General features: G+C 39.5%; 14 protein-coding genes. 2 read left to right on the plus strand and 12 right to left on the minus strand.

What is annotated here, in order from left to right; translation table 11 throughout:
- Positions 1-268: 268 nt before the first annotated feature.
- Positions 269-1,711, minus strand: coding sequence for a site-specific integrase (locus IQ237_RS00005; protein WP_194050971.1), 1,443 nt, complete (start codon positions 1,709-1,711; stop codon positions 269-271).
- Positions 1,712-2,192: 481 nt separating this feature from the next.
- On the opposite strand from IQ237_RS00005, the gene IQ237_RS00010 reads away from it, so the two are divergent.
- Positions 2,193-2,807 carry a hypothetical protein gene (locus tag IQ237_RS00010; RefSeq protein ID WP_375539889.1) on the plus strand — a complete coding sequence of 205 codons (615 nt, stop codon included), beginning with the start codon at positions 2,193-2,195 and terminating at the stop codon, positions 2,805-2,807.
- A gap of 339 nt (positions 2,808-3,146) precedes the next feature.
- Here IQ237_RS00010 and IQ237_RS00015 read toward each other — a convergent pair whose 3' ends face one another.
- The 8 genes from IQ237_RS00015 to IQ237_RS00050 form a co-directional block, all read right to left on the minus strand.
- Positions 3,147-4,094, minus strand: a complete 948-nt coding sequence (locus IQ237_RS00015) for a F0F1 ATP synthase subunit gamma (protein WP_194050974.1) — start codon at positions 4,092-4,094, stop codon at positions 3,147-3,149.
- A 180-nt stretch (positions 4,095-4,274) separates the two neighbouring features.
- Entirely contained in the window at positions 4,275-5,795 is a 1,521-nt protein-coding gene (gene atpA / locus IQ237_RS00020) for a F0F1 ATP synthase subunit alpha (RefSeq protein ID WP_194050977.1), read from the minus strand.
- Between the two features lie 118 nt (positions 5,796-5,913).
- Positions 5,914-6,468, minus strand: coding sequence for an ATP synthase F1 subunit delta (gene atpH, locus IQ237_RS00025; RefSeq protein ID WP_194050979.1), 555 nt, complete (start codon positions 6,466-6,468; stop codon positions 5,914-5,916).
- 5 nt (positions 6,469-6,473) lie between these two features.
- Positions 6,474-7,031 (minus strand): F0F1 ATP synthase subunit B, encoded by a 558-nt coding sequence (locus tag IQ237_RS00030; RefSeq protein ID WP_194050981.1) that lies wholly within the window; start codon positions 7,029-7,031, stop codon positions 6,474-6,476.
- A 146-nt stretch (positions 7,032-7,177) separates the two neighbouring features.
- Complete coding sequence (locus tag IQ237_RS00035; RefSeq protein ID WP_096572350.1) at positions 7,178-7,669, minus strand: F0F1 ATP synthase subunit B'; 492 nt, start codon at positions 7,667-7,669, stop codon at positions 7,178-7,180.
- A 146-nt stretch (positions 7,670-7,815) separates the two neighbouring features.
- Positions 7,816-8,061, minus strand: a complete 246-nt coding sequence (gene atpE, locus IQ237_RS00040; RefSeq protein WP_010994186.1) for an ATP synthase F0 subunit C — start codon at positions 8,059-8,061, stop codon at positions 7,816-7,818.
- Between the two features lie 286 nt (positions 8,062-8,347).
- A complete protein-coding gene (atpB, locus tag IQ237_RS00045) occupies positions 8,348-9,103 on the minus strand; it encodes a F0F1 ATP synthase subunit A (protein WP_096572349.1) in 756 nt (251 codons plus the stop codon).
- 51 nt (positions 9,104-9,154) lie between these two features.
- Positions 9,155-9,616, minus strand: a complete 462-nt coding sequence (locus IQ237_RS00050; protein WP_194050983.1) for an ATP synthase subunit I — start codon at positions 9,614-9,616, stop codon at positions 9,155-9,157.
- A 403-nt stretch (positions 9,617-10,019) separates the two neighbouring features.
- Here IQ237_RS00050 and IQ237_RS25995 point away from each other — a divergent pair, with 403 nt between their 5' ends.
- Positions 10,020-10,436, plus strand: coding sequence for a type II toxin-antitoxin system Phd/YefM family antitoxin (locus tag IQ237_RS25995; protein WP_228019420.1), 417 nt, complete (start codon positions 10,020-10,022; stop codon positions 10,434-10,436).
- 36 nt (positions 10,437-10,472) lie between these two features.
- Here the strand turns inward: IQ237_RS25995 and IQ237_RS00060 are convergent, their stop codons facing one another.
- The 3 genes from IQ237_RS00060 to IQ237_RS00070 form a co-directional block, all read right to left on the minus strand.
- Positions 10,473-11,660, minus strand: coding sequence for a class I SAM-dependent methyltransferase (locus IQ237_RS00060; protein WP_194050985.1), 1,188 nt, complete (start codon positions 11,658-11,660; stop codon positions 10,473-10,475).
- A gap of 69 nt (positions 11,661-11,729) precedes the next feature.
- Entirely contained in the window at positions 11,730-12,035 is a 306-nt protein-coding gene (locus IQ237_RS00065; RefSeq protein ID WP_309225534.1) for a type II toxin-antitoxin system RelE/ParE family toxin, read from the minus strand.
- A gap of 48 nt (positions 12,036-12,083) precedes the next feature.
- Positions 12,084-12,338 (minus strand): hypothetical protein, encoded by a 255-nt coding sequence (locus tag IQ237_RS00070; RefSeq protein ID WP_194050987.1) that lies wholly within the window; start codon positions 12,336-12,338, stop codon positions 12,084-12,086.
- Positions 12,339-12,864 lie beyond the last annotated feature (526 nt).

Below are 12,864 nucleotides of genomic sequence, written 5' to 3' on the forward strand. Positions count from 1 at the left end.
GCTCAAAAACGCTCAGAATCCAGTGAGAGTAAAGCTTTTTAATGGTACACATTATTATTAGTAAATATTCATCAGGATCTTTATAGGGTGAGGACTCCGGGGAATCCTACAACGATTTGTTCAACAACTTGTGCAAGGATTTGTATAAGGAGGCATTTTAAATCCTTGTAGGATTTGTTGCACGATTTGTACAAGGATTTGTACAAGGATTTCAAAACCCCTCCAAAAAGAAAAATCCTTACACAATTTGTACAAGGAATATTATTTTTCATTCATGATTTAATTTCTCTCTTATCTCATCTTCACTCACATTATAAATTGCACTCAACAATTTAATAATTTTGTTCAAGGTTGTTGATCCTGAACTATCACTATTTATCATTAGACGAGAAGCTATGTTAATGGCACTTTCTAAAGGTATAGCTTGATTATCTGATTTGGTGAGAATATCTAATGTCGTTTTAGTAGTAGCACGTTTTTTGTATACTCTGTCATTCATTTCTGGTGAGTGTCCTAAACTCATGGCACGTTTTTCTAGTGGTATTCCTGCCATGATTCCATTCAAATTAGCTAGATGTCTTAATGCATGAGTTTGTGTAATAAACCCGTACTTTTTACCCCAATTTTCTAGATTCTTCCTAGCGTTACTTGCATATCTATGAACCTTTGATCTATCACTATGTCCATCCATAGATACATAAGGTAATGCACAATTTCTAATATCTAATATTTCTATTAGATCAGGGTGAGTAGGTGGTATTAACGGTATAGCTAATCTATACCCTGTTTTAGTAGATGTACCTCCTGTAGTTTCACTGCCAATTACTGCAACCATGTTTACATTATTAAAATCATTCAATCCTAAAATACATACATCATCATTAGTTGTATATGGTTCATGCAGATTTTTTATTGCAAATACTTCTGATATCCTCAATCCATATACAACTTGTAAGGAGAATACATACATCCATTTTTTCCTATTCTCAATATCATTATTGGATAGATTCTCTCTATCATTTAAGACTTTCTCCCTAAATTCCAAAAACTGATCTAGTGATATATTCTCAAGTTTTCTGAATATTGTTTGCGTTAAATCTAGTTTATCTAACTCATTTTTAATGCTATCCAGTCCACATAATTCACAAACTTTCTTAAATGCCTTGACACAATTTATATACGTTTTAGATCCTTTTGTTTTTGTGTTTATTGCACTCATTATCAAAGGTAATGTTATAGTCTTGGATTTGTTAGGAATCAGATCAAAATATTGTCCATATACATCATGATATGTAGTCTCATCAGAAGAATTACCTTTTATTCGTTGTTTACCTGTTTTTTTAGTCCTATTCCAATAAAAATCACTCACTTGGTTAAAACCATCACTAAAGCTTACTAAATTGTTTTTAATCTGTGATTTACCGAGTATATGTATTTCATACCATGCAAAAAAATCTGATTCACTTGTGAATAGTGTTAATGCTTCACTAACTTTGTGTGCTTTGTCTAATGATTGTATGATACCTACTTGTGTAAATTCACAATTACACGATCTCTCATATCGTTTACTACCTATTTGTATCTGCAAGGATATATAAGATTTATTGCCTTTGATAGATCGTTTTAACCCTATTCCTTTTGGTGTATCCTTTTGCGCTTGTTTAAAAATATTTAATAAATCCTGATATCCGTTGTAAGGTGTGTTAGTCATGACTTTTCCCTCATTTGTAATTTTTACCAGTGGGAATTAGAGGGAAAATAAAGCTAAAATCGCTAGATAATAATTCTTAATCAACAAGTAGGATTAATAGGTGCGGCTTTATCTGCTTTTAGGTTATAAATAGCAGGTAAGCTATCAGTAATCAGTATTCAATTTTTCCTATTTCTAACTAGGGTTTGCTGAATAAATGTAAAACCTAGATAAATCAAGGGATTGAGGTGGAAAATCAAGAAATAGATGCAAGATTTTTGAGGGGGATACTCCCAAAAGCGTGCATTTTGGGTTGAATAAATCACAAAATTTAGGGATAACAGATAGCCCAAACTATTGCCTCTTGCCTCTTGCCTTTTGCCTGCCTCCACGAAAAGACTTTTTCAGCAAACCCTAACTAATAGCTGATAGCTGATAACTAATAGCTAAAAACTGACACTAGCAGCAACAATAAAAACCGCATCTGCGAGGGCTACAAATTATGAATATGAAATTGAATATTGAATTTTTAATACCTTTCATTACTGCCACTTTTGTTTATAGTGGGTTTATTTCTGCCGAGGTAAGTAAATCCCAACCTATAGCTACTCACAAAAAACCAAATGTTCCCGAAGTAGTGCAGTCACAATGGAAAATCTTTACTCCCCCAGATAAGAGTTTTCAAGTTTTAATGCCAGTCAGACCAAAAACAAAAACTCAAGTGCAAAAAACCTACATGGGAGAAATAAAATTAAACATATTTGTAGCCCAACCACTGGAACAGGAAGTTGCATATTTAGTCACTTACAATGAATTTCCTTACAGCTATGCTAAGATGACTAGCCCACAACAAATATTGAATCAAGCCAAAGAAAATACCTTAAAAGCAACACAAAGCAATTTAATTAGTGAACGTAATATTCGCAGTTCAAACAGTCATCCAGGTAAAGAAATTCAATATATAGATTCGGCTGGTAAAGTAACTACAAATAGGATGTATGTTGCTGAAGGAAGATTATATCAAGTCATGGCAATAGTTTCTAGAAAACAGCGTTCCACATTAGAAAAAACTATTACCGGATATTTAAATTCCTTTCAGTTAGTTTTGAGAAGATGATCCGATTTTAGATTTTGGATTTTAGATTTTGGATTATAAAAAATACAAAATTTCCCAATGTCTAAAAATTTCTTGTGGCATCTTGCCCGCTATTCCTTAACGGGTGACAAGGTAGTTAGGGGTAGCTGAATAAAGACAAAAGCTAGATAGGGTTTGCTGAAAAATATTTCGTCCTTTCCACTGTGTTCTATCCAGTGCTACCATCCAATAACCATATTTTTGATTTCGCGTCCTTTGTCCCTTCGTGGTTCATTCCTTCTTAAACCTCATCAAGTAATCGGCAATAAGTGATAAGTAATAATATTACCAATTACCCATCACCCATCACCAACTACCAAATTAACTAAGTGCTTCCGCACCACCCACAACTTCCAGGAGTTCCTGAGTAATAGCAGCTTGACGCGCCTTATTATAAGAAAGAGTCAAAGTGCTAATGAGTTGACCAGCATTATCACTAGCATTACTCATCGCAGTCATCCGTGCAGCCAGTTCACTAGCTGCGGACTCTTGTAAAGCTCTTAATAACTGATTGCTCAGATATAAAGGCAACAAAGAATCTAAAATTTGTACAGGATCTTGTTCAAAAATCATGTCACGGGGTAAAGCGCGAACTGTACTCGCTACTTTTTCCCGTTCCACTTGGAACTGACCACCACGGGTTGTTAAGCGGAAAACCTCATCATCTGCGGTTTCCAAACCTTGAGTATCCAAAGGTAACAAGGTTTGTACCACAGGACGAGAACTCACCAAAGACACAAACCGAGTATAAATTAACTCAATTCTGTCTACCTTTTCTGACAAGAACAAAGAAAGCAGTTCATCAGCGATATTAGTAGCTTCTGCTGCTGTAGGAATTTGTTCTAAACCAGTGTAGTTAGCATCAATTTTGTAACCACGACGTTGGAAGTATTGAGTAGCTTTACGACCAACGATAACCAGAGTAACATCTAAACCTTCGGCTTTGAGTTCCTTAGCGCGGTTTTCTGCACGACGGATGACGTTAGAATTGTAACCACCACACAGACCTCTATCACCGGAAACTACCAACAAACCGACAGATTTAACTTCCCGTTTTTTCAGTAGTGGTAGGTCTACATCTTCAAACTTTAAGCGAGTTTGTAGACCAAATAATACTTGTGCCAAACGGTCAGCAAAGGGACGGGTGGCAATTACCTGCTCTTGAGCGCGACGTACTCTCGCCGCAGCCACTAGCCGCATAGCTTCGGTAATTTTTTTGGTGTTTTTGACCGACTGAATGCGATCGCGTATTGCTTTGAGATTAGGCATGATTTAGTCCTTAGTCATTAGTCATTGGATAGGTGACAGGTGACAGGTGACAGGTGACAGAAAGCAGGGGTGCAGGGGTGCAGGGAAGAATATGTATTACCCTTTCCCTCTTGCCTCTTGCCTCTTGCCTCTTGCCTTTTCCCAATCACCAATCACCAATCACCAATCACCAATCACCGATTATGCTGTAGCTAAAAAGGTCTTCTTGTAATCAGCTAAAGCTTCTTTGAGTGCTGCTTCTTCAGCATCTCCCAACACTTTGCTGCCTTGTACTGCTGAGTAGTAGGAGTTCTTACCAGTCTTCAAGTATTCACGGAAACCTCTAACAAAGCTGGTAACTTGGTTTACAGCAATGTCATCTAAATAACCGTTAATGCCAGCGTAAAGAATCGCTACTTGTTCAGCTACAGATAGAGGATCGTTTTGGGGCTGTTTCAACAATTCCCGTAAACGTACACCACGAGCTAACTGATCTTGAGTAGCTTTATCTAAGTCAGAAGCAAATTGCGCGAACGCTTGTAAGTCGTCAAACTGTGCTAATTCTAGTTTAATCTTACCTGCTACTTTCTTCATCGCCTTGGTTTGTGCCGCAGAACCTACACGGGATACAGAGATACCGGGGTTTACCGCAGGACGGATACCAGAGTTGAACAAGTCAGAAGATAAGAAAATCTGACCGTCAGTAATAGAAATTACGTTGGTAGGAATGTAAGCGGATACGTCACCAGCTTGGGTTTCAATGATAGGTAATGCAGTCATGCTACCTTTACCTAATTCATCGCTGAGTTTAGCAGCACGTTCCAACAAGCGAGAGTGAATGTAGAATACGTCTCCGGGGTACGCTTCCCGTCCGGGTGGACGACGTAACAACAAGGACATCTGACGATAAGCCTGAGCTTGCTTAGACAAATCATCATATACAATCAGGGTAGCTTTGCCTTTATACATGAAGTATTCAGCAATAGAAGCGCCTGTGTAGGGAGCTAAGAATTGTAAAGTTGCGGGGTCACTGGCGTTAGCGGCGACAACTACGGTGTAGTCCATCGCGCCTTTTTCTTGTAAAGTTTGGACAACGTTAGCAACGGTGGAAGCTTTTTGACCAACGGCTACGTATACACAAACTACATCTTCACCTTTTTGGTTAATGATGGTGTCAATTGCGATCGCAGTTTTACCGGTTTGGCGGTCTCCGATGATCAACTCACGCTGACCCCGACCTACGGGAATCATGGAGTCAATAGCGGTAATACCGGTTTGCATGGGTTCATGTACAGAACGACGTGCAATAATACCAGGGGCTGGGGATTCAATCAAACGACTTTCGCCAGTTTTGATTTCGCCCTTACCATCAATAGCACGACCCAAAGCATCAACAACACGACCGATTAAAGCATCACCTACAGCTACTTGAGCGATTCTACCAGTAGCGGTAACGGTGCTGCCTTCTTGGATATTGCGGCCTTCACCCATCAATACCGCACCAACGTTATCTTCTTCTAAGTTTTGGGCGATACCAATAGTACCATCTTCAAATTCTAGGAGTTCCCCAGCCATAGCTTTTTCCAAGCCATAGATCCGGGCAATACCGTCACCAACTTGCAGTACAGTACCAACATTAGCAACTTTGACTTCCTTGTCATATTGCTCGATTTGTTGTTGGATAATGCTGCTGATTTCGTCAGGTCTAATTGAAATGCTCATTATGCCTATTGTTCAGTGTTCTTTCAAGACGGAATAAGTTGCTGGTAATTAGTGATTAGTGAGTTGTACAGTAACTTTTACTGTCACCTGTCACCTGTCACCTGTCACCTATCCAACATTAACCATTAGTTAAGCGCAAAGAAAGGCGACGTAGTTGACCACGTAAGCTGGCATCAATAACTTGAGAACCGACTTTGATCACCACACCACCAATTAAATCGGTGTCAATTTTGGTTTCGATTTCTACTTCCCGTGCTTTGGTAATAGAAAGAACCTTTTCTTTCACTGCTTGCAGTTGTGCATCTGTCAAAGGAACAGCAGAAGTAACTTCTGCTAAAACCGTTTGATTCAATTCCCGTAACAGGTTTACATACTGCTGTAAAATTGCTTCTAGAAAAGAAATGCGTCTTCTATCAACCAACAGCAATATGAAATTTCTCAGATAGGGGTTAACACCTTCCCCTAACAATTGTTTGAGCAGATTCTTTTTGGTTTCTGGTTGAATAAATGGGTTATCCAAACAGTTTTGAAGTTCCCCAGAACCAGAAATCAAACTAATGAGAGTCCGTGCATCTGCACCAAACTCTTCTGTCAAATTATTTGTTTGAGCAACGGATAACAAAGCCTGTGCATAAGGCTGGGCTACTTCTGCTGTAGCTGCATTACTTTTCATGGTTTCTAACCTCCCAATTGAGCGATGCTACGGTCAATAATAGTTTTTTGAGCATCCTCAGCAATGCCAGTCTTGAGTTCAGCTTCCGCCTTTTGCAGTGCTTGAGCTACTACTTTTTGACGCAATTGAGAAATTACGCGCTCTAGTTCTGCATTCAAGTCAGCCGCACCAGCAGCTTGCATTTTCTCAATGTCAGCAGCGGCTTGAACCAAAATAGCCTCACCAGCAGCTTTTGCACTTACTTCTGCATCAGCTTTAATTCTGGTAGCTTCAGCTTGAGCTTGCGTTAGCTTTTGTTGCGCTTCTTGCAATTGCTTTGCAGCCGACGCTGCTCTTTGCTCTGCACTCTTAATTGCTGTTTCAATATTTTCTCGACGAGATTTGAGGGTATTACCCAAAACCTTACGTCCGAAAACAAACAGTACAGTAATAATAATGGCAAGGTTAATTAGGTTGGTCTCTAAAATATTAGTATTCAGACCAAAACCACTATGTTCTGCTCCCTCTGCCAGTTCACCTCCGACGGCGGCTGCTTCCGCCATCAATAGTACAAAAGTCCCCATGATTTTCTATCCACAACTGTGCTGCCAAATTCAAAATCTATTGTCAGTAGTCAGTGGTCACTAGTCAGTAGTCAGTAGTCAGTGATTACTTTCTTCACTGTTCCCTGTTCCCTGTTCCCTGTTCCCTTCCCCGACAATTCTGCGAGTTAGCGTTGGCCTATTAAGTCAGCACCTAACAACTTCTCTAGTATTTGGCGACTGAGGGCATCTACCTGAGCTTCTAAGGAAGCTAAAGCTTGTTGTTTTTGCTGCTCAATTTCACCAGCTGCTTTTTCTCTTTGTGCTTGGGCTTCTTGCTGCGCGGCAGCTATTTTCTGAGCCGCTGTTTTTTGCGCTTCTGCTTGAGCTTGGGCAATAATCGCTTGTGCTTGTCTTCTTGCGCCGGCTAGTTCTTGTTCATACTGCTCGGCTAACTTTTCCGCCTTTGACAAGCGTTCTTGGGCATCCAATTGATTGTTACGGACATATTCATTACGTCCATCAATGGCTTTACCCAATGGTTTATAGAGAGTTGCATTCAATATCAGGGCTAAAACTAGAAACTGGATTGCCATCAAGGGCAAAGTCGCATCTAAGTCAAACAAGCCCCCTTCTTTGGCAACTTCTTCTACTGCCAATAAGGTGATCCAGTGTGTCATTGTTGCTTGTTCCTATCTATGGTTGTAGTCCTGAGTTATGATTGGTGGATGTTATGAGTTATGAGTTAGTGAGTCATTAATTCAACTCCTAACTCCTAACTCCTAACTCCTAATTTTTGTCACTCAGCACTCAGACTGTGTACTAATTATGCGAAGGGGTTAGCAAACAACAGTACGAGAGCAACTACTAGACCGTAGATGGTTAACGCTTCCATGAACGCCAAACTGAGCAACAATGTACCGCGAATTTTACCTTCTGCTTCAGGCTGACGAGCAATACCTTCTACAGCTTGTCCTGCTGCGTTACCTTGACCAATACCAGGGCCGATTGCAGCCAAACCAACAGCGAGAGCAGCAGCTAATACGGAAGCAGCAGAAACTAATGGATCCATGATATTCTTTCCTTACTTTATACAGTGGTTAGTTGTTGAACTTGTAGAGTTGTTTAGTAGTTAGCTATCAGCTATAAGCGATCAGCGATCAGATGTTGTTTTTTGGTTGACTGCTCTCGGTTGACTGTTGACTACTTTCTGTCACCTGTCACCTATCACCTGTCACCCTTCGAGTTCGCCACTTGTTTATGCCGGGAAACCCGTCCACCACAGTGGCTCACCTCATAACTGTCACCTGTCACCTGTCACCTGTCACCTTATGACTAACTCTTGTCATCTGAGGGGTTTAGTGATGTCCCTCATGCTCTTCGCCATGATGATCTTCCATCGCTTCACCAATATAGGCTGCGGCGAGGGTGGCAAAAATTAGGGCTTGAATAGCACTTGTGAATAATCCCAAGGCCATTACTGGCAATGGCACAAATAGAGGCACTAGCAACACTAGCACGCCTACGACCAATTCATCAGCTAAGATGTTACCGAATAAACGGAAGCTTAGGGAAAGAGGCTTGGTGAAATCTTCAATAATTTTGAAGGGCAACATGAAGGAAACTGGTTGCACATAGTTGCCGAAGTACCCTAAGCCTTTCTTACTGAATCCAGCATAGAAGTAAGCTAATGAAGTTAACAGTGCTAAGGCAACTGTTGTGTTAATGTCGCTGGTGGGAGCGGCCAGTTCACCTTCTGGCAAATGAATTAGTTTAAATGGAACTAATGCCCCTGACCAGTTGGACACGAAAATAAACAAAAACAATGTGCCGATAAATGGCACCCAGGGGCGATATTCTTTTTCGCCGATCTGGTTTTTTGCTAAGTCCCGAATAAATTCTAGGGCAAATTCCATCAAGTTTTGAATGCCGCTAGGAATGCGTTTAACGTTGCTGCTTGCCAAGATGGAAACCAGTGTTAATACGCCAATTACAAACCAGGAGGTGAGAAACACCTGTCCATGTAGCTTTAAGTTGCCTATTTGCCAGTACAGATGTTTACCCACTTCCAATTCTGCCAATGGAAGGGAGTAAAAGTTCAGAAAATTCAGCATTTTCTTGTTAGTGGGATCGCTTCTCTCATCTTACTGGAGAAACAGAGCGTTTTAAGGTTGCCGGAGCTTTGTGGAGTCAGATATAAACGCCACTCTAACTACATAGATGATGAGTGTGGCTTTATAGGTGAGAAATCCCAAGAATATGGGCATGATTTCCAGTTGTTTCAACTTTGATGCTAACAAAATCAGGATGACTAATAAAGCTAACCTGGTTTTACTCAGCTGTTGTTTCTCTCTGCCTAATCGCTCTACATCTTTGGCCAACATCCTCAAGTAAAGCACACCTGCACACGCCCCTAATAAATAATTTAGAGCAATGTTGAGGGAATAGGAAACCCAAACAGAGATGAAAATGACCCCTGTTAACACAAGCGTGATTACCAACAACTCTTGATAGAGTTGATAAAACTCCTGCATGGAGGAGCTTGCTGGCTGTTTTTCTTCAGAACTAGCTTGAGTATCTTGTTCTGTTGTCGGAGTGGGTACAATTTGTTCTTCTGACAAGCTCACGGGACTTGAAACCAGTACAGCTAAATAGGGTGACTGCACATTCAGTCAGTTGAATCATATCACGCTCTGGTAACAATACTTTAGAAAAAAACAATTATCTTATTTTTTAGGGAACAGGGAACAGGGAATAGAAGGCAAGAGGCAAAAGTTAATATTCTTCCCCTGCTTCCCCTGCTTCTTCTACACTCTCTCGCTGGGTGTCAATAAAAGCAATTGCTGTTTTATGAGTTTCCTGACTCCGTTTAAGTCTAACTTGACTTGGGCTAAAATAGTGGTCAATCTGGCATAACTGTTACATTTTTCCCATGAACTATACTCTGGGGGTTCTCCTGACTGAGATTACGCCCTGAATTAAGATGTGCAAAAATATAAACTAAAACCTGATCTTTTCCCAGAAATAACTATGTCACAAATTACTCTGTCAGAACTCCCCCCTATTCTACAAACTTTAATTAACCAAGCTAAAAAAACAGGTGAAACTCTAACCATCACTGACAATGGTATTCCCTTGGCTATCATTTCTCCTGTTAAGAAAAAATCCCTCCTAGAAGTCTTTGCTAATCTGGAAGATATTGATACTTCCCTAAAACCTTATGATATGGCAGTATTGGCGGCAATTCTTGTCAGGGCTGAATATTTGCAACAACAAGGGTTTTCATGGGTGGGTTTCTGTGAGTTAGATTCTGATCTTCAACCTTGGGATAAAAATGGTGTAAAAAAACCTATTCTTAGTGATCTCTATAATGCTTCTCATGTATGGGTTTATCGAGATTTTTTGGTGGAAGATGTGGATGAACTTCCTGAAGTTTGGTTTTATTAAAACGGATTACGCACATCACACCCTACACCATACATTTTAAACCTTATATCCAGGTGTTAATAAAAGCAATTGCTGTTTTATAAGTTTTCTAACTCCATTTAAGTCTAGCTCAGTTTGGCTGATAATGTCGGCTATTTTGGCATCACCATCACATTTCTGCATAAACTCAAATTCCGCATCTGATAAATTAATGATTTGGTAATCGTAGTTAAATATACATTTGCTGGGAAACCCATCTATACAGGGGTTAAGCTCAGGAATGGTTGCTAATAAGCTGTTATCTTCTTTCCAGTCGTATTTGGTTAATGGAGGACGGGTGAGGAAAAATTCATAATGTGTTACTTCGGGATTCAGTAATTCTATCAAGCGATAACGTTGACGTTCTGTTAATTCTCCCGCTCTCTCTATTAACTCTGGTGCTTTACCCAATAGGGTTTCTAAATCCCAAAACCCAGGATTGGAAAATCCCACAAAGTCTAATTCTGAAGCGTCTATTAATTCAAACAATGTATCAATATTATAGTCTGTTTCCTGGGGATGAACGTACATATCCGCAAAACATTCATCTCGCTGGTTTTCCATTGCCCATCTTTCTTTTTCTCTCTTGACAAGACGGTTATTTTCTGGTAAAGAAGCAAAGATTTTTCTGCCGACTTGCACCCCATCACGATAGTCACCGCGTTTGTTAACTTGAAGAAGTGCGATCGCTTTTTGCATTAGTTGTATTTCCCATCTTCCCAATTCTCCATAGACAAAAATGTGCATTAACCCACCAGGAGCGAGTTTTTTCGCTAATGCTTGAATACCACGAATGGGATCTGGTAGATGATGAAGCACACCAACGCAATTAATTAAATCAAATTGTCCTGGTATTTGTTCCACATCGTAAATACTCAGGTGATGAAATTCTACACGGTCAGCACCGGAACTTTGACAGCGTTTTTTTGCTACTTCTAGTGTACCCGCACTTAAATCAATTCCGACTACCTGCGCGTGGGGGTTGAGATGTACTAAATATTCTGTACCGACTCCTGAACCACAACCAGCATCTAAAATGCGGATATTTTGGTTTTGTGGTTTTCTCCCTGTGCAGAAGTTGTAAGCAGCTAACCAATTCCATCGCCAATTATATCCTGGTGGTGGTTCATCTAGGATAGGTTCGGGGGGGAAAGGGTAGGTATCGTAGAGTTTCGCAACAGCAGCACTTACTTGGGAGTCGGACATGATCAGGAATAACGCAGCATTTCTGAGTTTAGCGGATGGGGGGATTTTGGGGAAGGTTGAACAGGTAAATTATTTGTTTTCAGTTGACTCAACTAAAATGTTTTTAATTTCCTGTGGGGTGATATCTTCTTGATCTGATTTAGAGTAAATGGTTAATAAAAGTACATTGGTTGGTGATTCAACTTGATAAATGATGCGATAACCAGCACTTTTGCCTTTTTGAATGTTGCTATTTTTAACTCTGACTTTAAAAACAATGTAATTTTCACCCAGTCCAGATATTCTATCACCTAAAAAATTGCCGATTTGAATTTGCTCAATTATTGCTTGAGTATCAGAACGAATATTCCGATATTTCTTAGCAAGATAACGCAAGTTTTTTTTTGGTATTCAGGTGTTAATTCTATTTCTAATATTGGCAGTTCATTCGACATCTATTCCCTCCCACATTTGAGATAGGGGAATACGTTTTCCAGCTTTTGCTTCTTGTACTGCTCTCTTTAAACTAGCTTTGATTTCTTCAATAGGAGTATCATCATTATCAGTTTCTAATTCATCTGTAGGTTCAGTAAAAAGAATTATTACTCTGACTTTTCCGGGTATTTCTACATTCAGGGGGTTGTCTAAAAATAATTCCCCTTTTTCATCAATGTTACCTGTGACTTCTATTGCTTTCATTTGTTTATCCTAATGGTTATTTATATTTAGTTTAACGGTTGTTGGCAATTTTGAGTTTGATGACTTAATTTTTTGATGAAAAACATTATATGAATGTACTCGTTTTTGGGCGCTGCTTGATTACAGTTTAGGCAAGATATTGATTCCGTGAAAACACTCATGTTAAAATTAGTATTAATGGGTAAGATATGAAATATAATATTTTGCATCTAGTTGTGATTGACCAGGAGTGTAAATAATGGCGGTAGGTTTACCTGAGTTTGTAGAAAACCCTGAAAATCGTTGTCCGGTAATTCTTTTGTTAGATACTTCTGGTTCGATGTCATAAAAATATTACAGTATAAAAAATTGCCGCGAGTTAGGGTAGCGCACTTTGTTTATACCCATAACGTCATAATCATAAGTTATTTGAATGGAATTATTGCAAAACAAAGGTATATTTTTATAGGTAAGATCGCGTTTGCTTGCCTAAGTAACTCTTTTAGTAATATACTGTTAGGGGTGGGGTAAATATGTAAATAAAGGC

It is taken from the genome of Sphaerospermopsis sp. LEGE 08334 (assembly GCF_015207205.1).
GTDB lineage: Bacteria > Cyanobacteriota > Cyanobacteriia > Cyanobacteriales > Nostocaceae > Sphaerospermopsis.

Excerpts from the sequence above, each read along its gene's own strand:
- IQ237_RS00005 (WP_194050971.1), bottom strand. The coding sequence starts at position 1,711 with ATGACTAACACACCTTACAACGGATATCAGGATTTATTAAATATTTTT.
- IQ237_RS00010 (WP_375539889.1), top strand. The coding sequence starts at position 2,193 with ATGAATATGAAATTGAATATTGAATTTTTAATACCTTTCATTACTGCC.
- IQ237_RS00015 (WP_194050974.1), bottom strand. The coding sequence starts at position 4,094 with ATGCCTAATCTCAAAGCAATACGCGATCGCATTCAGTCGGTCAAAAAC.
- atpA (WP_194050977.1), bottom strand. The coding sequence starts at position 5,795 with ATGAGCATTTCAATTAGACCTGACGAAATCAGCAGCATTATCCAACAA.
- atpH (WP_194050979.1), bottom strand. The coding sequence starts at position 6,468 with ATGAAAAGTAATGCAGCTACAGCAGAAGTAGCCCAGCCTTATGCACAG.
- IQ237_RS00030 (WP_194050981.1), bottom strand. The coding sequence starts at position 7,031 with ATGGGGACTTTTGTACTATTGATGGCGGAAGCAGCCGCCGTCGGAGGT.
- IQ237_RS00035 (WP_096572350.1), bottom strand. The coding sequence starts at position 7,669 with ATGACACACTGGATCACCTTATTGGCAGTAGAAGAAGTTGCCAAAGAA.
- atpE (WP_010994186.1), bottom strand. The coding sequence starts at position 8,061 with ATGGATCCATTAGTTTCTGCTGCTTCCGTATTAGCTGCTGCTCTCGCT.
- atpB (WP_096572349.1), bottom strand. The coding sequence starts at position 9,103 with ATGCTGAATTTTCTGAACTTTTACTCCCTTCCATTGGCAGAATTGGAA.
- IQ237_RS25995 (WP_228019420.1), top strand. The coding sequence starts at position 10,020 with ATGTCACAAATTACTCTGTCAGAACTCCCCCCTATTCTACAAACTTTA.
- IQ237_RS00060 (WP_194050985.1), bottom strand. The coding sequence starts at position 11,660 with ATGTCCGACTCCCAAGTAAGTGCTGCTGTTGCGAAACTCTACGATACC.
- IQ237_RS00070 (WP_194050987.1), bottom strand. The coding sequence starts at position 12,338 with ATGAAAGCAATAGAAGTCACAGGTAACATTGATGAAAAAGGGGAATTA.